Origin of the sequence: Bernardetia aquimarina (assembly GCF_042180575.1) — a bacterium.
Classification (GTDB): Bacteria; Bacteroidota; Bacteroidia; order Cytophagales; family Bernardetiaceae; genus Bernardetia.
In genome coordinates, this window is the sequence record NZ_CP170094.1 from 780,521 (window position 1) to 806,442 (window position 25,922).

A 25,922-nucleotide genomic window follows, 5' to 3' on the forward strand; every position below is an offset into this window, starting at 1 on the left:
TTATGGATAGTGTAATTGTTTTTGATGAATTATTACATATTGTCGCTCCTTTTCATATTCGTCAAATTGATAAAGATGAATTAGCCAAAAAGGTTCATGTTTATGTTGAAGTTTGTTCTACTTACCGTCCTTCTGCTTTTGAAGACTGGCGTATTCATAGCTATAAAGATAGAGAGTGGGAGCATTTAAATATTTTTGAATATCGCTGTTTTATTCATTGTAAACTACCTATTTATCAAAACAAAATTACTAAAGAAACTTCTCAACTTAAAGTAGATTTTTCTAGAGAGTTTTCTCGTTTTACTCTACTTTATGAGCAAAAAGTAATGGATTTACTAAAAATATATCATTGTTTTCAAAAAGTAGCTAAACAACTAGGTATTTATACACAGCGAGTGGAACACATTTATCACTATTATACGCAAGACTTAAATGAAAATCCACCTCTAGGAGCAGTTAGAAAAATAGGAGCAGATGAAACTTCTACTAAAAAAGGACATGATTATATCACTTCTTTTATAGATATGGAAACTTCAAAAATAATTGCAATAGAAGATGGGAAATCAGGGGCTACTTTTGAGCAATTAGCTCTACACCATCCTAATCCTAATACAGTAAAGGAGATTTCTATTGATATGTCTCCTGCTTTCATTAGTGCAGCCAATGAATATTTTCCAAATGCAGCTCTTACTTTTGATAAATGGCATGTAATTAAGTTATTATACAAACACTTAGAAAAGTTAAAGAAAACACCAATTTATGATAGTCTAGTACTTAGTATGGAAAAACTTGAAAGTTTTTACGAGAACAAATCAATAGAAGAAGCCAAAGCACAATTACTGTTTATGGCTGATTTTGCAGAAGAAATAAAACCCAAAAATCCATTCACAAAGACAATATATCGTCATTTTGAAGGTATTATAAATTACTTTTCTTCTAAACTAACAAATGGTATTTTAGAGGGAATTAATTCAACTATACAGGTAATTAAAAGAGTAGCTAGAGGATTTAGATACACTCATAATTTCAAGAAAATGATACGATTTATTTTTAGTGATAAAGTGTATTTGCAACCGAATTCATAAAGAACCTTTTTTATTTGGTTTTTCTGCAAAACTGAAAAAAAATCTATTTTATTTATTGTATTTTTTGAAGAATATTAGCTTAGTTAATCAAATTAACTAAAAAATACTATTTTAGCAAAAAACTACTCTCTGTATGTTTTAATGTGTTTTTTTGTGAACGGTGGTACGATGTTGAGTAAATTAGTAAAGGAAGTGAATTGTATTTTTTTGAGAAAATTAATAGCTTTACTATTAAAAAATATTGAAAATTATTTTGGTAATAACTTGCAAATCAGAAAGTTATGTGTTTACTTTGTGTTATAGTTATGCACGCATACTATATAAAGGCTCACATTATGACTAGCAGTCATAAGATAAAAATTTTAAAAAAAAATACATACTCATTAATTCAATTAATTAACCTTTGATGTAATTTAGTTTACTAAATAGGTAAAAATTAGATTGAGACAAGTTATTTAAGTTATACACACAAACAATTAATATTCCCTCATTATGAAAAGAATTTTTCAATCAATCATCGCATTTTTCGTTTTCTTGCTTTTTAGCTTTGGAGCAGTTGCTCAACAAATTCAAGAAACAAATCTTGTAGCTCCTACTCAAATGACTAGCGTTGCTGGTGATATTTTAGGAAGTGGCGAAAGTGATGCAGGTAACATTTATTACGGAGCTACTCCTTCAAATCTTAGAGCAGGTTCTCCTGTAATCGTTTTTATTCACGGTTATTCTTCTCGTGCTAGTACATGGTGGGATGGAAACGATATGTATAATAAAGCGTATGCAGACGGTTATCGCACAGCATTTGTTTCTGTAAACCCAGACAAAGACATGTGGGTAAATGGTCAGCTTTTTAGTGGAATGCTTGGAACAATTACAAATCGTTTTGGTGTAAATAAAGTAGTTGTTGTAGCACACAGTAAAGGTGGTTTGGATACAGATGCAGCTTTAGTACACTATGGAGGAAAAAACAAAGTAGAACGTGTAATCACACTTAGTTCTCCTCACCATGGAACTCCTCTAGCTGATTTAGCTCAAAGTGGTTGGGTTTCTTGGTTATCAGGTGTTTTTGGTCAAGTAAATGATGCTACTAACTGTCTTCAAACAGGTTATGCAAGTTACTTCCGTTCTCAAACAGACAATAATTCAAACAATACAACTAACTTCCGTACAGTAGGTGCTTGGGGGTATGGTGGAATTCTTTGGATTCCAGGACAATACTTAAACTGGAATGGTGGTGGAATGTGGTCAGGTGGAAATGATGGTGTTGTTACTTACAAAAGTTCAAAACGTCCTAATTCTACAACATTACATAGTGGATATGGAAACTCTACCACAAACCTTGACCATAGTGAAGTACACGAAGGAAGCTATATGTGGAATACAGTAAAAAATAATTTACCTTATAACCTTTCTAAAGTAGGTGCTAAACCAGTAGATGGCGAATTTACTAATCCAAATGCAGTTATTGAAAGTAGAGTACAAGTTCTTAGCTCTGAAAAAACTAGCCGTAATTTTATGGTAGAAAAAGGAGTAACAGAAACAATGTTAGATATTCATCACTTAGAAGCAAACGAAGAGTTTGTAATTATTGCTCCAAACGGAGAAAAAGTAAGTCCTAAAGCTCTACGTGTTTCTGAAAAAGCAAATGATATGTTAGGTGGTTTTGCTACTACACTTTCTATTCAGAATCCACAAGTAGGAACATACTCTATTGAATCTCAAGCTCCATTTGTTGCTTTAGTTACTGCAAATGAAGGAGTTACTCTTCGTATGACAAGTGATTTGAATGACAAAAAATATGTTTATAATGTGGGAGAAACAATCAACTTGAATATTTCTCTTATCAACGAATTAGGAATCAATACACAAGGTGCTAAAGTAACAGGTGTAATGACACTTACTTCAAACGACGTAAAATCACAAAAAGCAGTTGTATTAGAATTTAAGCAAAACAACGGTCAGTTTACAGCTACTGTAAATGACAAATTAGACGAAGGTATTTATAGCATTACTATTCAAGCTGAAAACGGAAACTTTAGCAAGTCTTTAGTTACAAGTATTGCAGTTGTAGATGGTGTTTTACATACTTTAGGAAATGTTGATACAAAAAATGACATTAATGAAAATAGTGTAGAATCTATCAAATTGATGCCTTCTTTCCCAAATCCATTCAGTACTCAAACTACAATCAGTTTCGAATTGAAAAATTCTTCTCCTGCCGTTCTTACTATCTATGATGCAGTAGGTCGTGTAGTTGAAACTGCTGATTTGTCTTCTTATGGAATCGGAACACACCAATATACTTGGAATGTAAATCAAAATAAAGTGAAAAATGGTCTTTATATCGCTGAAATCCGTAACGGAAGTGAGCGTGTAACTCAAACAATGGTTTATTCAAAATAAATCTAAAAAACAAAGTTTCAAAGTAAGTTTGAAATAATGTTGAGTTGTTTTATTAAAATGAAAAATCAGAAAGTCGAAAGGCTTTCTGATTTTTTTGTTTTGAATTGTATTCGTAGGTCAAACGGCTTGCCTTTGACTGTATTTTTGTTTTATATTTAATTTGAAAAAAAATACTATCTTCCTGTCAAAGGCAAGCCTTTAACCTACTATTTTGAAAATTGTAAATTATATATTTTTTACGATAATGCACTATAAATCTAGTTTGAATAGCCAGTCTTTTGTACTTTTGTAAAATATTAAGTGTCATAAAATACAAAAACTTATTTTTGCCGTTGTCGGTGTCCCCACCGACGACTTTTACTCAATCTTTTTTAAAAACACTTCAAAATGACTTCATACAAAAAAAACGATAAAGAATTTTTAGAAAATATGACTTCGCAAGTCCGTAGAGATATTGTTAGAATGGTGCATCAAGTAAATTCTGGACACCCAGGAGGTTCTTTGGGATGTGCCGAACTTTTGGTAGCTCTTTATTTTGAGATTATGGAACACAATCCATCTTTTGATATGAATGCGCCTAATGAAGATTTATTTTTCTTGTCAAATGGTCATATTTCGCCAGTTTGGTATAGCGTTTTGGCTCGTAGTGGTTATTTTAATATTAATGATTTGACTACTTTTCGCAAAATAAATTCTCGTTTGCAAGGACATCCAGCAACAGAAGAAGGGTTAGAAGGTATTCGTATCGCTTCTGGTTCTTTAGGACAAGGGCTTTCTGTGGCGATTGGCGCAGCTCTTTCTAAGAAAATGAATAAAGACAATAAAACTGTTTTTGTTCTGATGGGAGATGGCGAACAGCAAGAGGGACAAGTTTGGGAAGCTGCTATCTTTGCAGCGCATCAAAAAGTAGATAATCTTATTGCTATCATTGATGCAAACGGAAGACAAATCGACGGAGATGTAAAAGATGTAATGAACCTTGGAGACCTTAAAGGCTTAGAAGAAAAATACAAAGCATTTGGTTGGAATGTAATTACTTGTCAGAACGGAAATAATTTTGATGTTTTGATTCCAATATTAAGACAAGCAAAAGACCTTACAGGAAACGACAAACCAACAATGATTTTGATGAAAACAGAAATGGGACATGGTGTGGATTATATGATGGGAACTCACAAATGGCACGGTGTAGCTCCAAATGACGAGCAATTAGAACTTGCTTTAGCACAAAATGAATCTACTTACAGCGACTACTAAAATCAGTTATCAGAAAAATATAAAACTTCCTAAAACTCTGTGAGTTTTAGGGAATTTTGTATTTTTCTGATTTGAAATACTCACACTTGCAAAATTTTCAAAGTTTGTTTCTAAAAATCCAAATGGAAGACAGCTTGTTATTCCTAATATTCATGGCTGCTTATTTACTTTTGAAGCCCTATTAAAACAGATTAAATTAACTAAAAATGACCAACTTTTTTTGTTGGGAGATTATATCAATAAAGGAAAAAATAGCAAAGGAGTAGTAGATTTAATCATAAAACTTCAAGAAAATCAAGAAAAAAATGGTTATCAAATTTTTCCTTTACGTGGAAATCATGAACAAATGCTCATTGAGGATTATGAAGGAATAAGTACAAATGAATATTTAGATAAGACAAATAATTATTCAGAATTGCATTATAAATTCGTTTCTAATTTATCTTATTTCTATGAATTAGATAATTACTTTCTAGTTCATGCTGGTTTTAATGTAGAAATTAATAATCCATTTTTAGATTTTGAAACAATGCTTTGGAAGAGAGGTTTTGCAATTACTAATGAGGAAAAAATAATTTTTTTTATGATAAAACGATTATCATCGGACATAATCCCACTTTTTTAGAGTATATTTTACAAGATATTAATTTAAAGCTCCCTTCAATTTGCTTAGATAATGGTTGTGTTTACAATAAAAAATGGTTTTTGGGAAATTTGCTATGTCTGGATTTGACTTCAAGTCAAATTTTTATTCAAGAAAATATTGAAAATTAACTTCATATTTTTACTTAATTTTGATGTTAGAAAGCATACTACTGGATATTTTTGGATAAAATAGGTCAGCTCCAAAGGACAGACCATCTAACAAACTTAGCTTTTAAAATCTATTCTTAAACAACTTCTATAATTGTATTTCACTTCTGAAATCTAAATTCAAACTTCTAATCTTTATTTGTATGTGGAATCCATTTGCTCGTAAATACTCTTCTCAAGATAAAAAATTGATGGATTTTCTTAGAAAAATGTTGATTTTTTCATGTCTTACTGACGAAGAATTAATGGTTTTTCTTCCTAATCTTTATTTAAGAAATTATTCAAAAGATGAAGTTGTATTTTTTAGAAATGATCCTAGTCAAGCTCTTTATATGGTAAAATCTGGTCAAATACGACTAGATTTGGATGTTGGAGAGCGTTTTGAAGAGTTAGGAAAGGTAACAAAGGGAGAGTTTTTTGGAGAAAATTGTCTAGTAAATGGCACTAATAGATTATACAATGCCATTTGTTGTGATGCCGTAACCGAACTTTATATTTTACCACTTGCTAATATATTAGAAATTTTTGAAGAATATCCACGCATAAAATCAAAAATATATGAAATGATGTCGCAAAATCAACAAGAATATATTCAAAATATATTTAATGCTTACAGAGATTCTTTTGGTATTTTCGAATTGAGTCATTCTTATTTTAAAGGAGAAAACAGAAATAACAAAGACATAATAGAATAACAAACAACTAAAAAAGCCAATAAGAACTAAAAGGAACTTATTGGCTTTTTTTTATAAATGAATAAAATTAAATTTCTACCGTTGCTTGTGTCCTCACGAGCGACTAAATTCAAATTTAAAGCTGTTCTATTCGCTTAATAATCTCATCAAACGTCTTTTTGTAAGATTCTTCTTGCTCCATTTTGATAGGAACAACTTTACAAGCGTGAATAACTGTACTGTGGTCTCTTTTTCCAAAATGCCAACCGATTGCTTTTAAGGGCAAATCAGTATATTCTTTTGTTAGATACATGGCAAACTGACGAGCTACTGCAATTTCTTTTTTTCTAGTCTTTCCTTTAAGTTGTTCTAAAGTAACTTGAAAGAAAGCAGCTACAATTTCTTCAATCGCATCAATAGAAAGTTCGTGTGTTTCGTTTTGATGAGCCACTACTGCACCAAGTGCTTGACGAGCAAGGTCTAACGTAATACTCATATCAGCTAAAGATGATTTAGCCAAAAGTGAGGTAATTACACCTTCTAATTCTCTAACATTTGTCGTTACACTTTTTGCTAGAAAATCAATGACATCTAAAGAAACTTGCGTTTCGTATCCTTGTAATTTTGTATAAATAATTGCCTTTCTAGTTTCTATATCAGGAACTTTCAAATCTAGGATTGCTCCCCATTTGAAACGAGAAAGTAATCGCTCTTGCAAACCTCTCATCTGAGCAGGTGCACAATCGCTAGTCATTATCATCTGTTTGCCTGCGCTATGCAAGTGATTGAAGATATGGAAAAAACTCTCTTGAGTCTTTACCTTATCACACAAAAACTGAATATCATCAACGATTAAGACATCCAAATGATAATACTGTTCGGTAAACTGCGTAATTTCGTTTTCACGTACAGAAGCTACAAAATCATTTGCAAATTGGTCGGCTGATACATAAACTACTCTTTTTTCTGGATGATGTTCTAAGATTTTGTTGCCAATCGCATGTGCCAAGTGCGTTTTGCCCAAACCTACACCACCATATAAAACCAAAGGGTGAAAACTCGTTCTTCCTGGATTTTTGGCAATCGCTCTACCTGCTGCAAAAGCAACACTATTACACTCACCTTCTACAAAAGTATCGAAGGTATATCTCGGATTGAGATTGTGAGGCAATGCTTGTGTTGTCTTGACAGGACGAAAATTAGACTGTTGCTGAACATCTTGTGTTCGCTGCTGATTTTGATGATAGAATTGTTGAGAAGATTGTGAAGTAGAAGGTTGAAAATTAGACGACTTCTGAACCTGTGGTTTAAACTGGTTTGCAGTATGACTGGTTCTGTTTTCTGGTCTAGTTGATTGTTGGTTTCCTACTTGGTTTTCTAGCTCATTATTTTTTCTATATTCGGGTCTGTATTCTTGTTTATACTCCTGTCTAGTTGATTGCTGAGTCGAATTTGAATTATTATTAGTTAATTGACTTCTAGAAGTAGCCGTTTCATAATTCGAATTGCCATTTAATACTATCGGATTGTCTGAATCTGTATCCTTTTGATTATTATTTTGTTGAGTTGAATTTTGATTCTGAAACAAACTTGTTTGAATAGAAGTAGTGTCAGAATTATCTCCTTCATGAGTCTCATGAACATGAGAAGAAGAATTAAAATTATTTTTTTGTATTTTTTGACCTTGCTGATTCTGATTTGTGGATTCTATACTTTCGTCAAACGAATTATCAAACAAAGGGGATTGTTTTTTTTCAGGAAGAAGAGAATATTCTAATTTTCCATGTGTTCCCAACTGTTCGATAATCGCTTTTCTGAGTACAAGAACATAATGTTCTTCTAAAAATTCGTAAAAATAGAGGCTCGGTACTTGAATCGTCAAAATATTTTGGCGCAAGCGCAATGGTCGGACAGGCATAAACCAAGTTTTGAAACTCTGTTCTGGAATTTCAGACTTAATTACCTCCAAACACTGCTGCCAAACTGTCTGACAATCCTTATAACCACCACTATTTGTTGAGTGTGGGTTCAATGAGATAGCCGTATTTTGTTGAGAAAGTGATACCATAATTAATTTAAAAAACTAAATTTCCACACACTATCCAAATTTCTTTTACTCATAAAATCAAAAAAGGCAATCTAATTAAAGATTTTACTACTATTAATGCCTTTTATTTTTGAGTACTAATTTATTCTTTTAGTTGTCTTTATTTTACTGTATTCGTTTTTCTAATTCCTGTTTAGTTTATTGGTTGTCTTTGATTTGATAACTAACCACAAAATCTAATCTGTAGCTCTACTATTATAAAATCTATAATTTAAATTTTTTTAGAGTAATAGTTTGTCATCGGATGGGAACACCAACAACTACAAGGTTTATTTTCGGTAGTATTTAATTAGGAATGATAAAAAAATAAATTTACACTTTTAGAATTTCAAAAGTTGTGCATTCAATTAGTTAAAGTTGATTGAATAAAAAGCTTTTGAAAAATCAAAATAGCCCATTTTCAAGAAAAACACACACATTATTTGTTTATTTTATTCCCTGTTTTAAAATGTAAATTTATTTAATTCACGTTCCTTATTAACAATGGCAAAAAATAAATCTAAAATTCTAGCCATTGTCAGTGTTCCCACCGAAGATTTTATAACCCTGTCCACTACTCTATATTTTTTATATAAAGACAAAAATTCCTTTACCCATTTTTTATTAAAAATTTAATTTTACCAAAAACTGGGGGTGCAAAAACTACCCTCTTTTGTAAACTTATTTTTTGAAAGTCAATAAAATTTGTCATGCTTATTGATTTTCCTAAAAAGACAGAGAGGCTAGTAATTATCTTTCCGTGTATGTGGATTGTGATAACAAAATTGAGAAAAAAAACTGAGAAAAAAAATCGGTTTTTCATCTAAGAATACGCTACCTTTTTAATAGTAATACCACTATTTTAAACGCATAATCGCCGTTTATGATACTCTGAATGGGTTCGTGTAGATTTCGGTATTACTTAATCTTTACCAAAATGTTACGTAAGGCGAAAAAAATTTTGTTTTTAAGTTTAGATTACTTCTAACTCTGAGTTTCGTAGTCATTAAAAAATAATTAGCGTTTCTGCAAGATAAATTTTGAATTTTACATTGTTAAGAATGATTTTTTTTTAGAAAAAAAATGAAGAAATTTTAAACAATTTCTCCCATTTTTTACAGTAAATAAAAACGACTTTTTGAGAGTAATTTACCAAGATAAAACTGTAAAAAAACAAGAGATTGAATTATTTTGAGAGAGAATAATTAGATTATCGGCATACTGCTCACTTTTTTCTATTTCCTTCTCTAATTCACTACAAAAATTCATTAACTGCTCTACTTTTTCTACTATTGCTTTTTGTTCAGAAAGGGGAGGAAGGGGAACTAAACTAATCATCATTGTAAAGCAATTGATATTTTTCATTGAGGGACTTGAACCTGTAGAATTTTTAATAACAAACAAACGATTATAGGAATTCTTGTTGGTAATAAGTAATTGAGCATAATTAAATATACCTAAAAAGAGTATTCAGAAAAGTTCATTTTTAGCTCTTTTCCTATAGGCTTCACATATTCTATTTACACATAAAATAAATCATCAGCAGTTGTATAATCAGATGGTTTTATCTAGCCTTCTTTTATTTCTTTCCAAAGTCTTTCAATAATATTTAAGTGTGGAGAATAAGGTGGTAGATAAAAAATATGTAATCCCCTTTGTTGCCAAATTTTCAGTAATTTTTTGAATTTTTGATGTCTCTACTTTCATTTGTGATTACCTCAACGGTATCTTTTGCAATACTTATACCTCTTGATTTTTGTATTTCTGTTTGTTCTATTTTTTTAGGCAAACAGTTTTTTTTGTGGTTTTAGTTCGGAGTTTTTTAATTAAATAAATTATCAATCTCAAAATCATTACTTTCTTGATAATACTCATATTTATCTTCTGCTGCCAATTCTTCCTTTGCTGCTTTTTCTTTATTTCGTTCAATTATTTCTTCCCAATAATTCTCATCTAAATACATTTTATAATCCCTGTGAAGAGATAATTTTTCATATTCTAAGAATTGACTTTGTAGTTTCTTTAATAAATCATCTAACTTTTCATATTCCCAATATATATCATCAAAGTCTAAAATAGTAGTTTCATGCTCGTCTTTTATTTTTTCTTCTTCATTATATAATATATTTCCAATCATCTCACGAATATAGTCTGACCCTGCATAATCTGAATATTCTTTATAATCATATCCATAAATTTCGAATAATTCTATTATTTTATCAGCATTTTCTATACTATCTACCCTCTCTATCAATATTCCTATATATTCCATAAAATTCTCTTTTAAATAAATAAAGCTATTCTCTAACTCTTGTGCATTAAACAGAATCACTATCATTTTTTCATTTACATTTAAAAAATTGATATTCTTTAGTATAGTCAAAAACTGAGAATCAATGTCACAGCTTTCACAATAATTATACAGTATATCTAATTGTTCTATATAAACTTTATAGTCTTTATAATACAGACCATCAGTATGTGCTGTCCAAATATTACTAGCTATCTTATCAAAAATGATATTTTGAAGGTCACTATCAAGTGTGAACACTTTTTCTCTAGGATTAAACCTTCTGAATTGCTCTATATAAAGTACACTAGAAATTATATCTTTTTTTGTTGAGTAGGATTTCTCAATATATGGAATCAAAAAGTCTGTTAATGATGGATTGATAAAATCAAAATATTGTTTATTTGAATCTCTATCATAAATTTTTAATACTATAAATCCATTTTGCAAAATTCTAATTGATTTCTCAAAAGCATTAGAACTTACAGATAGATTATGGTCTTTTCTTTCGAAATTTAATCTATTTTCATATGCTTCTCTCAATACTTCTATTTTAGGTTCTGTTTCAAAACTAAATAAGGTAAATAATAAAAACCTATCTAAATCAGATATTTGATTTCTAAATGAAGACTCCCAAATTTTTTCAGGGTATTCTAAATTATTTATTATTAGCTCTTTATATTCAATGGGTTTTAAGTTTTCTATTTCTCTTTTCTCTACTAAAAATTCTATAAGGCGAGGAGTATAATTTTTATGTTTTATAATATTCCAATAAAATCTTTCTTGAATAATAATTTCGTATAAATCATTACTAATTTGATTAAAATATAAATGATTGTATAATATAAGAGCTTTTTGATAATTATTGTAATCTGTTAATTCTATTTCAAACTTATCTCTTTTTAAAGATTCACGACTTATTTTTTCATACTTTTCATTCGCATAGTTGAGAATTACTGTACGGGTTGTCAGTATTAAATACTTATTTTCTGAATTTCTAATTCTATCAATAAAATTAGTTAGTTGAGTTTCAGTTTTATCAGCGTTTACTATTTCTAAATAATTTGAACCTAAAAAATCATCAAAATAAAATAGCTGTTTTTCTTTAAGATTTGGAGAAAAAACATCTTCTGCATCTCTTACATTTTCAATCTGATATATTTTATATCCTTTTTCAGCTTTATCAAGCAATAAAATTTCTGCTAAGGTAGTTTTTCCAATTCCTGGCTGACCTGTTATAAGCAATAGCTTTTCTTTTTCTAGTATCTTATTTGCGTCATCTGTTTTTTTAGTAGGAACGTAAAATGGCAATTTTCTTCTTATTTTTTCTAGCAAATACCTTGTTCTTCCTTCAACAGCATTATTTAGAATAGAATTAAATACATTGATACTTGAAAACCATAGCTTGAAATATTTTTTTTCTATTTCTTCATTTTTGGATAAATAATCATTCAATTCATTTCTTGCAATTATATCTTGTGAACTCAAAACGAATGGATGCAATTCCTTTTTCAATTCATCTTTTTCATAAGCAGCTAACTCTAAAGATGTTACTACTATATATCTATTTGGATTTAATTCTTTTACTTTAGGAAGTTCTTTTTTTATATCAGACTTTAGATTAGAATATTTTGATTTTATATACTGTTTAACTTGTACTACTAATGAATTATCATTTTCAGAAGTTGAATATCTCAAATCTATTCCCTTATCTTTTCCCTTTTTGAAATCTTGTAATTCAAGTTTAAACTCAGCATTTAATAAATCTTTTACAAGAGATTCAAATTCTTTATCATTAAGAGTTGAGAAGTCGTAGTTATTCATTATTATTCAATAATTAAATTTATAAATAGGCAAAATAATAAATATATTAGTAAGTTCAATCAAAAAAAATAGCCATTTATTTAATTCATTAATTTCCTATCTTTACAAAATGAAAACAACAAAAAACAATTTCACATTCGCAGATTTATGTGCAGGAATTGGAGGTTTTAGGCTTGGCTTACCTCGTAATTTTTAATTCGTAATTCGTAATTGAAATTACCTCTTCTCTCTTTTAATTGCCAAAACATTCGAAGGAGCTTCAAAAAGTTCTAGGTTAAAATAAGGAACAGCAGCAAATAAATGGTCAAAAATATCAGAAAGCACTTTTTCATATTCTAGCCACACTTTAGTCTTACTAAAAGCATAAATTTCTAAAGGAACACCTTGTGGAGTAGCTTCTAATTGTCTGCTCATCATAATCATATCGTTGTTGATGTGAGGGTTTTGTTTTAGGTATTCTTCAATATAAATTCTGAAAACACCCAAATTTGTCATGTTTTTTCCATTCAAAAGAAGCGTTTTATTGCTGTTATGTTCCTTGTTGTAATTATTTACTTCGCTGTCCATTGTGTCTAAATAGCCTTTTATCAAATCAATATTTTTGAGTTCTGTTATTTCTTCATTACTCAAATAATGAATACTAGAAACTTTCAAAAGTATCGAACGCTTTATTCTTCTTCCTTCCGAACGTGTCATTCCTCGCCAGTTTCTAAACGAATCTGAAATCAAATAATAAGTAGGAATCGTCGTAATGGTTTTATCAAAATTCTGCACTTTTACGGTCGCTAAACTAATTTCTATCACATCGCCATCAGCATTGTATTTGTCCATCGTTATCCAATCACCAATTCTGACCATATCATTGACCGTAACTTGGATACTCGCCACAAAACCCAAAATTGTATCTTTAAAAATGAGTAAAATTACAGCAGAAAGCGCACCTAACGCAGAAAAAAAAGTCCAAGGGGATTTATTTGTCAGAATTGTAAAAATATACACGACAGCAGCCAACCAAGCAAAAATCATAAAAACCTGCACATAACTATGAATTGGTTTATCTCTAAAAGTAGGCATCGTTTTGAGATAATCACTAAAAGTTCTCAAAACACTCTGAACTAACAAAACAACAACAAACGTAGCAAAAATATCAACTGCTTTTTCTATATAAATATATGTTTGAGGAAAATCCCAAAGTACAAAAGGCAGTGCATAGACAATAAAAAGAAGAATAAAAAGATGAGCTGTAAGTCCAGCAGCATTATTTTTGACTAAATAGTTATCAAATTGATTCGTCGTTCTTTCTGAAATTTTGGTAATAAGATTTACAAAAAGCTGTTTGACAACTTTATCCAAAATATAAACTACAATCAATAAAACAACTACACCAATCAGCGCATTTAGATATTTTGCCATCTGAACTTCTATTCCTGCACTACGAAATAGACGATAAAAATAATGTACAATTTGTTCTTGGGTGGGCATAAAAATAAAAATTGTGAATGATGAATTGTAAACTGAAAATCAATGCAGTCATACAAGTAAAAGAAAATTATCAAGACAAAGAACTTCAAAAATTAGTAGAAATTCAAACAAAGTAGCTTTGTATCTCATTTTAATATAAAACTAAATTATTTTAAATTCTATACTACTATTTCAAATTATTTTGAGAACTTTGTATTTTGTATTATTAAAATGATACGATAGAAAAAAATATATGCTATTTATTTGGTTTTAAAGTAGCTGACAGTTTGAAAAATGTTATACTCATACCCTTTTGGTTTTCGAAAAAGTAAACCTGTCGGACATTTTAATAAGTGTCAGTACAGTTAATAAAACGAACTATCTGACACCTTGAAGGTGTACTGATAAGAGAAAGTTTCGAAATCTAATTAATGGAGGAGTATAGCTATATATGATTAAATTGACTTTATAAATGTTTCGAAATTTTCGCAATCTAAAATCTTATATATCTTATAAATCCTATTCATCGATACCTATGCGTAAAAAAATTGTAGTCTTGACAGGTGCTGGCGTAAGTGCAGAAAGTGGAATTGCAACCTTTAGAGCTTCTGATGGGCTTTGGGAAGGACATAAAGTAGAAGAAGTAGCATCACCCCAAGGTTGGGAAGCTGATCCACAGAAAGTATTAAAGTTTTATAATGAACGTAGAAAAAATGTTTTGGAGGCAAAACCCAATAAAGCACATAGAATATTAGCTCAATTAGAACGCAATTTTGATGTTACTATTATCACTCAAAATGTAGATGATTTGCACGAGCGTGCAGGTTCTTCACACGTTTTGCATCTTCATGGCGAGCTAATGAAGGCTAGAAGTTCGGTAGATGATTCGCATATTGTTACGATGAAAGGTTGGGAGCTAAATATGGGTGAAAAATGCCCTAAAGGCTCACAAATGCGTCCGTATATTGTATGGTTTGGCGAACCTGTTCCTATGATGGAACAAGCTGTTATGGAAGCTATGGGAGCAGATATTTTTGTCGTTGTGGGAACTTCCCTTTTGGTTTATCCTGCTGCTGGTCTGCTTGATTACGCCCCTCGCCAAGCTCCTAAATATATCATTGACCCAAAAGTTCCTGCTGTTCGTGCGTTCCCTAACCTTCACTTTATAGAAGAAGTAGCTACAAAAGGAATGAAACAATTAGAAGCTATCTTGATGAGAGATTATACGCACTAGAGAATTGTGAATGTTGAATATTAGATTATGAATGAAAGGCAAAATACTATTTTATGTATCTTGCCTTTTGTTTTTTCTTACTTTGATTCTATTCTTTCTTGAATCTGATTTACAAAATCTACTTTTTCATCTACATGAAAAGCCAAGACTTCAAATTCTTTATTTATTCCATAAATTCCATTTAATTTCCTTTTTTTATGAAGACGAATTATAATATTATGCTGTTCAAGATTTCCTAAGGGGGAAAGTTTCTGATACAATTTGCTTTTCGCCTTATTTTCTATTGTTTCCATTTCCATTAATTCCTCTAATGGTTTTTCAGAGATTTCTATTGATTTGATATTTTTTAGTTCAATTTCAGTTTCACTCATTATGCCATAACGCAAGTAAAGTATATCATTTTCTATCAAAACTGGTCTTTTAGAAATTGATTTTGCAAAAGCTAAAATCTGAAAACCTGTATAAATACTCAAAATAGTAAGAATCCAAGCTGCAATGTTACTCCACATTCCTAATAACAAATGAAGAGCAATCGTTTCGATAGTAATAATGAAAACCAAAGCTCCTAAAAGTCCGACTGTTCCACTAGTTGCGTGATAAGTAAATTCTTTTGTAGTATTTATTTTGGTTTTTTTCCAGTTAATAACTGAATAATAAACAACTGCTATTTCAGTAGCTAATAAAGAAGCAGGCAGTTTTGGTAAAATTTCCTCACAACTATTTTTTAATACTGTAAAAAAATCAAAAGATATTTCTGCTGTATTTCTGTCATAATCTAATTTCAGATTTTTATATTTTTTGATAGCTGTTCTGACTTTCCAAATTACAACGCTCAAAATACTGAGTTCAATTATAGGAAAAAAATAGGTTTTAAAAAGTTGTAGGTAATTCTGATTTTCTTTTGGTAAAAAATACAACCCTAAAAAAAGTCCTGCAATCATTAATGTAATAGCTGTCAGGTTCGGAATTTTAGTTTTTCGGATTGCAAAAAAATAAATAAGTGGAATAGTAAAAACAAAATCAATGCTGATGGCTAAAATAAAATTATTTGATTGAGTAAGTCCTTGATTAAAATAAGGAGATTGAATCAAAAAAATAAGTCCCATTAAAAGTAGCACGGGAATAAGAAGTAAAAGAAACGCTTTATTACTTTTCCAATTTTGAAGAATTATAGCATTCATAATTTGGCTGTTTTAAATTTATTTATCAAGGAAAATCCTTATACTTTGAACGTAAATAAGCAACTTAAAGATTAGATTATTTTCAATTTTTCCACATAAAAAAACGATTACCAAATAAATTGATAATCGTTTTTATTATGATAGAACTGATATACTTTTTTGTTTATTTATCTTCCCAGTTACCAACTGTCGAAACTTCATTCAAAGAACCAAAACGCAAGAATTTTGTACGACGATTTGTATTTTCATCAGAACGCTCTGGATTAACTGGAAAAGGGTCAATTACTTCAATATAATCTGCCATAATATCTGTTTTTCCAGTAGGTTTTTTCTCTACAAACATCTTGAATTGCTTGCCTTCTTTTTTACCAGGAATAAACCTCATACTATCCAAATTAAAAGTAGGTTTTCCTTCTTCAAAAACACTATTAATTGCAGGAATTGTTCCTAATGTATCATAATAAGTTTTGACGCTATCACCTAAATAATAGGTTTCAAGTGTACGAATTTTGTCTTTAGGAATTACAACTTCTCTTTTACTGACATTATAAATAACACCTTCCTTCATAAACTTTTCTAGTGAATCCCAACTAGCAGCATATTTTCCATAACGAAGTTGATATGTTTTTTGAGCTTCACGAATGATTTTGAGGCGTTCGATAACACGAGCTTCAGATTCTTTAATAAGTTGTTCTTGTTCTATACTCGTTTTGATAGTATCAACAAGGGCATAACCAAGTGCAATTGCACAAAGCCAAAATACAAGAGTAAAAATGGTTCGTTTTTTCATGTTTTAAAAGAGAAATAAATTTTGAAATACAGTAATATGACTGTAAATTTCGTTATTTTATTGATAAATCAAAATATTTTTAGTGTTTAAACCTACAAGGTTTCAAAAACGGTGTAGGTTTGTTTTAATTTTTAGCTCACATAAGCTACATCTTTAATCGCTTCGATAGTGCGTTTTACATTTGGTAAAACAGCTTCAATAAGCGTTGGTGCATAACTCAAAGGAACGTCCATAGAATTTACTCTACGAATAGGAGCATCCAAATAATCAAAAGCATGGCGTTGAACATTGTAGGTAATATCAGTTGCAATAGAAGCAAGAGGCCAAGCTTCTTCTACAATGACTAAACGATTTGTCTTCTTGACAGATTTTATAATGGCAGCATAATCAATCGGACGAACAGTTCTTAAATCTATTATTTCAACAGAAATTCCATCTTTTTCTAATTCTTCAGCAGCCTGTTGAGCTACTTTCAAAATTTTACCAAAAGAAACGACAGTTACATCTGTTCCTTCACGTTTTACATCAGCTACACCCAAAGGAATTAAATATTCTTCTTCTGGAACTTCACCTTTGTCGCCATACATCATTTCAGACTCCATAAAAATTACAGGGTCATTATCACGAATAGATGATTTGAGTAAGCCTTTTGCATCATACGGATTAGCTGGAACAACCACTTTCAATCCAGGTGTATTGGCATACCAATTTTCAAAGTTTTGAGAGTGCTGTGCGCCTAACTGTCCTGCATTTCCTGTTGGTCCACGAAAAACAATCGGTGCGCCATACTGTCCTGCCGACATAGCAAGTGTTTTGGCAGCTGAATTGATTACTTGGTCAATAGCAACTAATGAAAAGTTGAAAGTCATAAATTCGATAATCGGACGCAAGCCATTCATAGCTGCACCAACGCCAATTCCTGCAAAACCAAGTTCGGCAATCGGTGTATCAATGATACGCTTTTCGCCAAATTCTTCTAACATTCCTTGACTGACTTTATAAGCTCCATTGTATTCTGCTACTTCTTCTCCCATCAAAAAAACGCTTTTATCACGACGCATTTCTTCGTTCATGGCTTCACGTAGGGCTTCTCTAAATTGAATTACTCGCATAAAATTTTATATTATAAGCTACTATTTTTTGAAAATAGAGCTAGTGTGTATAGGTCTGTTTTATTTTAAATTTCGTTTGTAATGGTAAATTTACAGAATATAGCCAAATAAGAAAATAAAATTTGTGTCTTTCTCAAAATCTTTCTCAATCTTTTTGATAAAATCTTCAATAAAACTTAATGAGAGCTTTTATTTTCTATAATTCATTTTTTTATGGAAAGTAACAATTTATTTTTTATTTTATTCCTTTAGGAACAATTACGACCTGCCAAAGCAGCGAAGATAATTAAAGATTACAAATGTAATGCGCTGAATATCAATAATTTGTTATTTTAAATGAGTATGTTATTTAATTTTAATTCCTTAATCATTTTCTTCATCTAGTTGCAGAAAAATCCTCATTGATGACTTTCACAAAAATTGTCAGACAATCATATAGTTTTTAGATGTAATTTGATTTTGGTATAAGGTAGAGTATGATTTTTCAAAAAAAAACTCATTCCATAAAAAATTTATAGAATGAGTTTTATGTTTTATTCAATCAAATTATTCTATAATTATCTTTTCTGTTTTGAGTTCTTCTCCGTTTTGTATTTTCAAAATATACAATCCTTTTGGATAAGATAAAACAGGAAGTTCAATATTTGTTTCTTCATAACTCTTTGATAAAACTAACTGACCAATGCTATTGTATAATTCTACTTGGGTAGAATTATCACTATAAATAGGTGGAAGTTTTATAGTTAGTTGATTACTTACTGGATTTGGATAAATAACAATTTCATTTTCAATTATAGAATTGATTTGTACTTTTCCTCTTCCTCCCCCAAGACTTCCACACTCTGGGTCTTTACTAGAAATAACTGTCAAACTTACAAATTGAGATTCATTACATCCACAATCATTACAAGCAGATACTTTTGCAAAATAATTACCCACAGGTAAGTTTCTTATAAAAGCGTTTACTCCTAAATAAGAACCTGTTGTAGTCGTTTCATAAACTTGTACTAAGTTTTTATAAGCTGTCCATTTGTAGTGAGTCGCAAAACCTTGGGTAGAATTAGCAGCACTCAAATAAATAGGTTCACCCTCACATTTTACATTATTATCTCGCAAACCAGTAATATTCAAAGTTGGTGATTCTGGTTTGCCTATCCAAACTGATGTTACTGCATTGGCTACAAGTACACCATCATATTTAATCATAGCTGTAATAACTACATCGCCATAAAAACCATTTGTTTGAAGTAAGCCATTACTTCCAATTGTAGCAATAGAATTATTTACACTCCACTCTACAGACCATAAAGGATCACTAAAATCTATTCCATTAATAGCAAACTGTGTATCATCACATAGATAATCAACTGTTCCATCTCCATCTATATCACCACCTGCACCAGTAGGAGTACCCAATACGACTTCTACTTCTCCGTCTGGTGTACTTCCTCCAGTTCCTCCAGAGCCACTAGGATAGCCACCCCAACTTTCTCTTTCTGGAAAAATACCGATTACATAATGTCCTAAGCCACTTGAAAGACTACTAACTTTTACATAATACCTTCCTGCTGGGAGATTATCTTCTATGATGCGAGAGTAACCTGTTCCATAAATACTACTGTTAGCATCTTGAGCAACAGGCACTAAAGTAAAGTTACCACTTGAATTTGCTTGATACCTAAATAACTCTAAATAAGTATTTGCACCTAGATTTCCTGTTGGTGCTGGGCGAGTAACTACGATTACCTTGCGAGTATAAGTCACATCAAAAGTAAGCCAGTCTTCATCACATACTTTTTCCGTTCCACCCTTATCTACGTGTAGTGTATGATGCTGACGTGTCAGACGTGAGAGATTGACAAAATTAGCTGTTTCTCTAGTGTTGTCGTTTTCATATTCGTCTATTTCGGCATCGTTGTGAACAATGGGATTGGGATCATAAGGAGGAAAACCAAAATTACTTTGAAGATGATTTTCTAAATACCACAACATTACACCTTTTTGTAAAGTAGTAATAGAACCTTCTCTAATTCTACAAATAGGACGAGAATAAGACATGATATTAATAGCAGAAGGTTGCCAAGAAACTCCATCTTTATCTTTTGATATAGGTATTGAATGTCCTCCTATATTAGGAGCATAGTTACAGCCATCAGTTACCCACCATCTATCGTCTAAAAATAAATCTGGGTCAGCAGGAGTATCCATAAGTGCATCTCCATTACGTTCGGCTGCTAAAAATGGGGTAGTATAAAATTGAGAACAACTAGCTTCTAATATTTTACCTCTATCTACATACTCTTGTTCACATCTACCTGCAAGAGCATTATTAGCAATATTACTAGTCACTTCCCCTCCTTGATGAGTATGAGATAAACCTAAAGTATGTCCTATCTCGTGTACAAGTGTAGAAACAAAGCTTTTTTGATTATCTTCATTATCTATATTTTCTAAACTTCCTATCACATCTCTATCACCAGTCTTTATCATCAGACTATAAGGATTTGGGAAATAATTAGGAAATACAGACCTTCCATTCACACGGTTATCTCTGACAAAATGTACGTTTAATGCGTTTGGGTTATAGCTTTCACCTATCATATTTTCAAACTCTGCATAAGTTATGTTATCATAATAACGAGTCCGATTAACATGAACAGGATCACACAACAAATAGAGTTTTATAGGAATATTATTCAGTTTGTAAATATCATTTGCCATATTGAGCCAACGCATAATTTCCCAGTTTTCAGGAACTGTTCCACTACCATCGTCTTTATGATATACCCAAATCTGTACAGCAACTTGATAGCCTTGAAAATCACGTTCTGTACGTTTATTTGAACCTTCTAAATCATCTAAAAAGTCGTATAAAAACTGATTATTTCCATACCAAGGCAGTTTTTCCATTTCTGACCTCGGTATATTTGGAGTTCCACATTCAATCAAGCTGTCTTTTTGTGCATAAGCTGATCCAATACCTAGTATAACAAGCAGCCAAGTAAATATATATCTTTTCATTTGTTTTAGTTTTTTACGTCTTTTAATATTGCGTTATATTTATTTATTAGTTTACCATTGTGATGAAGGCGTTTATCTTCACTACTCCACATAAGTGTATCTATATCAGTTGGACTTAGATGAAGATATAGGGGTTTATCTACATATTCAGTTTTCCAAAACTTTTTTTCATAAATGCCACTACTAGAAATCTGAGCAAGTAAAGGAGAAATAAAAGCCCATCCTTTATAAATAGGTTCAATAGATCTTTCTAAATGTTGTTCTCCTAGGTTATCTCTATATTTTCCATCAGCTGTAATGAGATATACGTAATCCATATCATAATAACCTTTTTTAGTATCTTTAAAAAGATTATTGTATTGATAATCTGCTATTACAAAGAGCATTCCTCCACTATTATTAGGCATTCCATAATCTTGGTTACTATCTGTAGTAATATCCTCACTATCACAGCTAAATAAACTAAAAGAAAAAAGAAGCACAAATAGCCATATCGGTAAATTGAATTTTAAATTTTTCATTGTATTAAAAAATTAAAGTGTTTAAATAAATTAAATAAAAGCTAAAAATTAGCTAGTAGAGTTTTTTCATAAAGTATTTAGTAAATATTGATTATTTCCATACCAAGGCAGTTTTTCCATTTGTTCTACTGTAGGGTTAGGAGTTCCACAATAATATGTGCTGTCACCATCTTTTTGTGCAAATACTGATGTAGTACCTAGTACTACAAACAGCCAAATAAATATATACTTTTTCATTTCTTCAAATCTTTAACGATTGCATTGTTGTTCGTAGCTTTTCCATTATGATACAATTTTTTCTCATTACCATTCCAAACAAGAGTATCAATGTCAGTAGAACTTAAATGAAGATAAAGAGGTTTATTAGCATATTCTGGTTTAATATGGTCTTTATCATGGCTTCCAGATGCTGATATCTGTGATAGTAAAGTAGAAACAAAAGTATATCCTTCATAATAGGGTATATGATAATGTTCTATATATTGTTTTCTCAAGTTGTCTCTGTACTTTCCGTCAGCAGTAACAATATGAATATAATCCATATCATAAATGCTGTTTTGTTCATCTTTAAAGAGATTGTTATATTCTCTATCCACTATTGCAAAAGCAATCCCTCCTCTATTAGTATAAAAAATAGGTTCTTCATCACTAGCAGTAATATCTTCACTATCACAGCTAAACAAAGCAAAACCAAGCACCAGCAGCCACATAGGCGCATAAAAATTCATTAAATTTTTCATTGTATTAAAAAATTAAGTGTTTAAAATTGAAATATAAAAAGCTAAAAATTAGCTAGTAGAGTTTTTGTCATAGGTTAATTTATTTATTTTGAAATATCCAAAAAATCATATAGAAATTCATTATTTCCATACCAAGGAAGCTTTTCTGCATCTTTTCTTGTAGGTTTTTTGGTTCCACAAGTATCAGTTTCGTTTATTTCTTTTTGTGCAAATGATGGACTCGTACCTAGTACAAATAGCATCAATATCAACAGTAATTGTTTCATGTTTTTTAATTTCCTTTTTTACGTATCATAAATGGAGAAGAATCCTTAGGAGCAGGATTTCCATTATGATAAAGTTTAGTTCCATCCCAAAGTAGAGTATCTGTATCATCTGGACTTAACACTAAATAGAAAGGCTGATTAGTATATTTTATAGAGTTTGGGTTTTGCTTTTCATCTCCATTACATTTATTAATATTAGAATAAGCAATATCTCCTAAAAAATTTGAAAGAAACGCATACCCTTCATTCGATGGATGGTAAGATTTGAAAGGGTTATATTCATACTTCAAGTCATCTACTCTTTTTCCATCATGCATAATCACATGTACATAATCCAAATCATAAAAACTATCTTCTTTAGTAGAAGAAAGACTGTTTCCTAGCATATCAGTCATAGTAAAAGTTAAAGGAGTGATGTCATCATAACAAGGCTCTCCCTCTTTATCCACATTTTCACAGCTAAAAAGACCAAAAGCTAAACCTAGCACCAGCAGCCATATAGGTAAATTGAATTTTAAATTTTTCATTTTCTTAAAAATTAAAATGTTTAAATAAATTAAAAAAAGCTAAAAATTAGCTAGTAGAGTTTTATTCATAAGTAGTTTTACAAATGTAATGAATGAATTTATTATATGAATATTCTAAGTCTAATAGAAATTGATTATTTCCAAACCAAGGTTGATTTTGAGCTTCTTCTTGCGTAAGAGGTTCTGTTCCACATTCTCCTACCTTTACTTGTGCATTAGTTGTAAGTATCGTACCTAGTACCAAAACAAACAGTAGTAGTATATTCTTCATATTAAAGACCTTTTCCTTTTATTAACATATGTGGAGAACCATATCTATCAACAGGAGCTTCTTTACCATTATGAAAGAATCTTTTTGCTTGTGAATTCCACATAAGTGTATCTGTATCCTCTTCATTTATTATCAAGTAAAAAGGCTTATCACTATATTTTTGATGTGCTTCTGTAAAATCAGCTACTATCGTAAATATATAATGAGAACCAAATACTAATCCTCTAGTAGAAGGGTGTGATGAATCGTTCTGTCCTTGTCCAGGCGTATAGTAATATAAGTCTTCTACTTCATATCCATCATGCATAACAATTTTGATAGCATCTACATCGTAGGGACTATTTTCTTTTGATTTACAAATATTGTTAGCATTCGAATCTACAAAAGCAAAAACGAAATCTCCTGCTATTTCATTTGTCATGGGTTCTCCTTCATTCTTATTGCAACTTGATAAGCACACCCCAAAAGCTAAACCTAGCACCAGCAGCCATATCGGTAAATTGAATTTTAAATTTTTCATTTTCTTAAAAATTAAAGTGTTTAAATAAATTAAAAAAAGCTAAAAACTAGCTAGTAGAGTTTTTTCATAAAGTATTTAGTAAATATTGATTATTTCCATACCAAGGTAATTCTTGCATCTGACTTTTGGTAAAGTAAGGAGTAGCACAATCATACAAACTATCCACTTTCTGTGCAAAAGAAAAAGAGATAAAATTCAATATAAAGAAGAGAACAAATAAATATTTTTTCATTTTAGTCATTAGTTGATTTAAGTAAGGCATTAAATTTATTTACCTTTTTTCCATTGTGATACAAACTTGTATCTGCTGGATTCCACATTAGTGTATCTATATCTATAGGGCTTAAATGAAGATATAAGGGTTTATTGGCATATTCTGGTTTCTGACATTTTGGTTCATAATCTCTGTCCTTAGCTATTTGTGCTAGTAATTTAGATTCAAAGACCCACCCCTCATAAACAGGAGCATGAGACCTATTTTGAAACCTTTTACTTAGATTATCTCTATGTTTTTTATCAAACGTTTCTAGATAAATATATTCTGGGTCATAAAAATTACGACCTTCTCCTTTCATTAAATTAGTATAAGAGGAATCTGCAATCACAAAATTCATCGTTAGAAGATTCATAGGAGAACCTATAGTAAGAGCATTAGGGTTATCAAATTCTTCAGAAGCATCTTCTTGACATCCCCAAAGTCCAAAAACCAAACCCAGCACCAGCAGCCATATAGGCGCATAAAAATTAATTAAATTTTTCATAGTATTAAAAATTTAAGTGTTTAAAATTGAAATATAAAAAAGCTAAAAATTAGCTAGTAGAGTTTTATTCATAAGTAGTTTTACAAATGTAATGAATGAATTTATTATATGAATATTCTAAGTCTAATAAATACTGATTATTTCCGTATCAAGGTAAGGTTTCCATTTCTTGGTCAGTCATATTACGAGTTCCATAAGCCCTTTCTGGGTCATTTTCTTTTTGAGCAAATGATAGATTTGTACCTAGTACAAACAGTATCAAAATTAACAGCAGTTTTTTTATTATTTTGCTTAGTCAGCTTTTTTACGAATTATAAATGGTGTTTTTTTATCTACTGGAGCTTTTTGTCCATTATGATATAAACCATCTTGCTTCCACATTAATGTATCTATATCGTCTATACTCAAGTGAAGGTAAAATGGTTTATTCATATAAGTAATAGAATTTTCACTAGGTATATGGTTACAATTCCATTCTTCTGAACTAGCGATATCTCCCAAGAAATCAGAAACAAAAATATATCCTTTGTTAGCTGAAAAAAAAGTATCAAATTGTTGTCCTGCATACATGTATTTTAAATCATCTACTTTTTTACCATCGTGCATTATTATGTGAACATAATCTAAATCATAATAACTATCTTCTTTAGTGGGAGAAAGATTATTATAACTTGAGTCTGTAATAGCAAAATATAGAGGATTAGGCTCATCATAACAAGGGTCACCTTCTTTATCCACATTTTCACAGCTAAAAAGCCCAAAAGCCAAACCTAGCACAAACAGCCATATAGGCGCATAAAAATTCATTGATTTTTTCATTTTCTTAAAAAATTAAGTGTTTAAATAATAGAATTAAACCTAGTCAGTAATCAACTGATATACAATACTAAAAAAAATAGTTTGTGAAAAAAAAATTACATGTACAACTTTTTATATTTTTTTTTGTAAAAACATAGCATACAATGAATAGAAGTAGTTTTTAATTTTAAATTTAATAGTTGAGAAAATAGCTTGTAATAGTACAATGATTTTGTAGAGGCATAAAAAAACTCATTCCATAAAAAATTTATAGAATGAGTTTTTTGATT

The 25,922-nt window shown here is 30.4% G+C and carries 25 protein-coding genes; 6 read left to right on the forward strand and 19 right to left on the reverse strand.

The annotated features are described in order from the left end of the window. Positions 1 to 2 precede the first annotated feature (2 nt). The 5 genes from ACE193_RS03205 to ACE193_RS03225 all read left to right on the forward strand — a co-directional run bounded on the left by ACE193_RS03205 (position 3) and on the right by ACE193_RS03225 (position 6,250). Positions 3 to 1,085 (forward strand): transposase, encoded by a 1,083-nt coding sequence (locus ACE193_RS03205; RefSeq protein ID WP_375558860.1) that lies wholly within the window; start codon positions 3 to 5, stop codon positions 1,083 to 1,085. Between the two features lie 492 nt (positions 1,086 to 1,577). Beyond that, a complete protein-coding gene (locus tag ACE193_RS03210) occupies positions 1,578 to 3,485 on the forward strand; it encodes a T9SS type A sorting domain-containing protein (protein ID WP_375561576.1) in 1,908 nt (635 codons plus the stop codon). A gap of 387 nt (positions 3,486 to 3,872) precedes the next feature. Then, entirely contained in the window at positions 3,873 to 4,742 is an 870-nt protein-coding gene (locus ACE193_RS03215) for a transketolase (RefSeq protein ID WP_375561577.1), read from the forward strand. A 148-nt stretch (positions 4,743 to 4,890) separates the two neighbouring features. After that, entirely contained in the window at positions 4,891 to 5,367 is a 477-nt protein-coding gene (locus ACE193_RS03220) for a metallophosphoesterase (RefSeq protein ID WP_375563337.1), read from the forward strand. A 331-nt stretch (positions 5,368 to 5,698) separates the two neighbouring features. Next, complete coding sequence (locus ACE193_RS03225; RefSeq protein WP_375561578.1) at positions 5,699 to 6,250, forward strand: Crp/Fnr family transcriptional regulator; 552 nt, start codon at positions 5,699 to 5,701, stop codon at positions 6,248 to 6,250. A 115-nt stretch (positions 6,251 to 6,365) separates the two neighbouring features. Here the strand turns inward: ACE193_RS03225 and dnaA are convergent, their stop codons facing one another. From dnaA to ACE193_RS03250, 5 genes are all read right to left on the reverse strand, one after another. Continuing rightward, positions 6,366 to 8,297 carry a chromosomal replication initiator protein DnaA gene (gene dnaA, locus ACE193_RS03230; protein WP_375561579.1) on the reverse strand — a complete coding sequence of 644 codons (1,932 nt, stop codon included), beginning with the start codon at positions 8,295 to 8,297 and terminating at the stop codon, positions 6,366 to 6,368. A gap of 1,167 nt (positions 8,298 to 9,464) precedes the next feature. Next, positions 9,465 to 9,785, reverse strand: coding sequence for a restriction endonuclease subunit S (locus tag ACE193_RS03235; RefSeq protein WP_375563338.1), 321 nt, complete (start codon positions 9,783 to 9,785; stop codon positions 9,465 to 9,467). A gap of 98 nt (positions 9,786 to 9,883) precedes the next feature. Next, positions 9,884 to 9,988: a transposase gene (locus tag ACE193_RS03240; protein ID WP_375563339.1), complete on the reverse strand. Its 105-nt coding sequence runs from the start codon at positions 9,986 to 9,988 to the stop codon at positions 9,884 to 9,886. Between the two features lie 149 nt (positions 9,989 to 10,137). Then, complete coding sequence (locus tag ACE193_RS03245; protein WP_375561580.1) at positions 10,138 to 12,429, reverse strand: restriction endonuclease; 2,292 nt, start codon at positions 12,427 to 12,429, stop codon at positions 10,138 to 10,140. Between the two features lie 216 nt (positions 12,430 to 12,645). Further along, positions 12,646 to 13,911, reverse strand: a complete 1,266-nt coding sequence (locus ACE193_RS03250; RefSeq protein WP_375561581.1) for a mechanosensitive ion channel family protein — start codon at positions 13,909 to 13,911, stop codon at positions 12,646 to 12,648. Positions 13,912 to 14,425: 514 nt separating this feature from the next. Between ACE193_RS03250 and ACE193_RS03255 the strand changes: the two genes are divergently transcribed. After that, positions 14,426 to 15,124, forward strand: coding sequence for an NAD-dependent deacetylase (locus ACE193_RS03255; protein WP_375561582.1), 699 nt, complete (start codon positions 14,426 to 14,428; stop codon positions 15,122 to 15,124). A 77-nt stretch (positions 15,125 to 15,201) separates the two neighbouring features. Here the strand turns inward: ACE193_RS03255 and ACE193_RS03260 are convergent, their stop codons facing one another. From ACE193_RS03260 to ACE193_RS03325, 14 genes are all read right to left on the reverse strand, one after another. Continuing rightward, on the reverse strand, positions 15,202 to 16,305 hold the full coding sequence (locus tag ACE193_RS03260) for a hypothetical protein (RefSeq protein WP_375561583.1): 1,104 nt from the start codon (positions 16,303 to 16,305) through the stop codon (positions 15,202 to 15,204). A 163-nt stretch (positions 16,306 to 16,468) separates the two neighbouring features. Beyond that, the gene (locus ACE193_RS03265) at positions 16,469 to 17,095 is read right to left on the reverse strand and encodes a hypothetical protein (protein WP_375561584.1); all 627 of its coding nucleotides are present in this window, start codon (positions 17,093 to 17,095) and stop codon (positions 16,469 to 16,471) included. A gap of 131 nt (positions 17,096 to 17,226) precedes the next feature. Continuing rightward, positions 17,227 to 18,207 carry a pyruvate dehydrogenase complex E1 component subunit beta gene (locus ACE193_RS03270; protein WP_375561585.1) on the reverse strand — a complete coding sequence of 327 codons (981 nt, stop codon included), beginning with the start codon at positions 18,205 to 18,207 and terminating at the stop codon, positions 17,227 to 17,229. Between the two features lie 546 nt (positions 18,208 to 18,753). Beyond that, positions 18,754 to 21,228, reverse strand: a complete 2,475-nt coding sequence (locus ACE193_RS03275; protein WP_375561586.1) for a zinc-dependent metalloprotease — start codon at positions 21,226 to 21,228, stop codon at positions 18,754 to 18,756. Between the two features lie 5 nt (positions 21,229 to 21,233). Beyond that, positions 21,234 to 21,710 carry a hypothetical protein gene (locus ACE193_RS03280; protein ID WP_375561587.1) on the reverse strand — a complete coding sequence of 159 codons (477 nt, stop codon included), beginning with the start codon at positions 21,708 to 21,710 and terminating at the stop codon, positions 21,234 to 21,236. Between the two features lie 105 nt (positions 21,711 to 21,815). Next, complete coding sequence (locus ACE193_RS03285) at positions 21,816 to 21,986, reverse strand: hypothetical protein (RefSeq protein WP_375561588.1); 171 nt, start codon at positions 21,984 to 21,986, stop codon at positions 21,816 to 21,818. After that, on the reverse strand, positions 21,983 to 22,489 hold the full coding sequence (locus tag ACE193_RS03290; RefSeq protein ID WP_375561589.1) for a hypothetical protein: 507 nt from the start codon (positions 22,487 to 22,489) through the stop codon (positions 21,983 to 21,985). Before ACE193_RS03290 ends, ACE193_RS03285 begins: the two co-directional genes overlap by 4 nt. Before the next feature lie 83 nt (positions 22,490 to 22,572). After that, on the reverse strand, positions 22,573 to 22,755 hold the full coding sequence (locus ACE193_RS03295) for a hypothetical protein (protein WP_375561590.1): 183 nt from the start codon (positions 22,753 to 22,755) through the stop codon (positions 22,573 to 22,575). Positions 22,756 to 22,760: 5 nt separating this feature from the next. Continuing rightward, positions 22,761 to 23,282 carry a hypothetical protein gene (locus tag ACE193_RS03300; RefSeq protein WP_375561591.1) on the reverse strand — a complete coding sequence of 174 codons (522 nt, stop codon included), beginning with the start codon at positions 23,280 to 23,282 and terminating at the stop codon, positions 22,761 to 22,763. A 61-nt stretch (positions 23,283 to 23,343) separates the two neighbouring features. Next, complete coding sequence (locus ACE193_RS03305; protein WP_375561592.1) at positions 23,344 to 23,553, reverse strand: hypothetical protein; 210 nt, start codon at positions 23,551 to 23,553, stop codon at positions 23,344 to 23,346. Between the two features lies 1 nt (position 23,554). Continuing rightward, on the reverse strand, positions 23,555 to 24,073 hold the full coding sequence (locus ACE193_RS03310; RefSeq protein WP_375561593.1) for a hypothetical protein: 519 nt from the start codon (positions 24,071 to 24,073) through the stop codon (positions 23,555 to 23,557). 64 nt (positions 24,074 to 24,137) lie between these two features. Then, positions 24,138 to 24,305 carry a hypothetical protein gene (locus ACE193_RS03315; RefSeq protein ID WP_375561594.1) on the reverse strand — a complete coding sequence of 56 codons (168 nt, stop codon included), beginning with the start codon at positions 24,303 to 24,305 and terminating at the stop codon, positions 24,138 to 24,140. A gap of 1 nt (position 24,306) precedes the next feature. Beyond that, complete coding sequence (locus ACE193_RS03320; protein ID WP_375561595.1) at positions 24,307 to 24,834, reverse strand: hypothetical protein; 528 nt, start codon at positions 24,832 to 24,834, stop codon at positions 24,307 to 24,309. 291 nt (positions 24,835 to 25,125) lie between these two features. Beyond that, positions 25,126 to 25,653, reverse strand: a complete 528-nt coding sequence (locus ACE193_RS03325) for a hypothetical protein (RefSeq protein WP_375561596.1) — start codon at positions 25,651 to 25,653, stop codon at positions 25,126 to 25,128. Positions 25,654 to 25,922 lie beyond the last annotated feature (269 nt).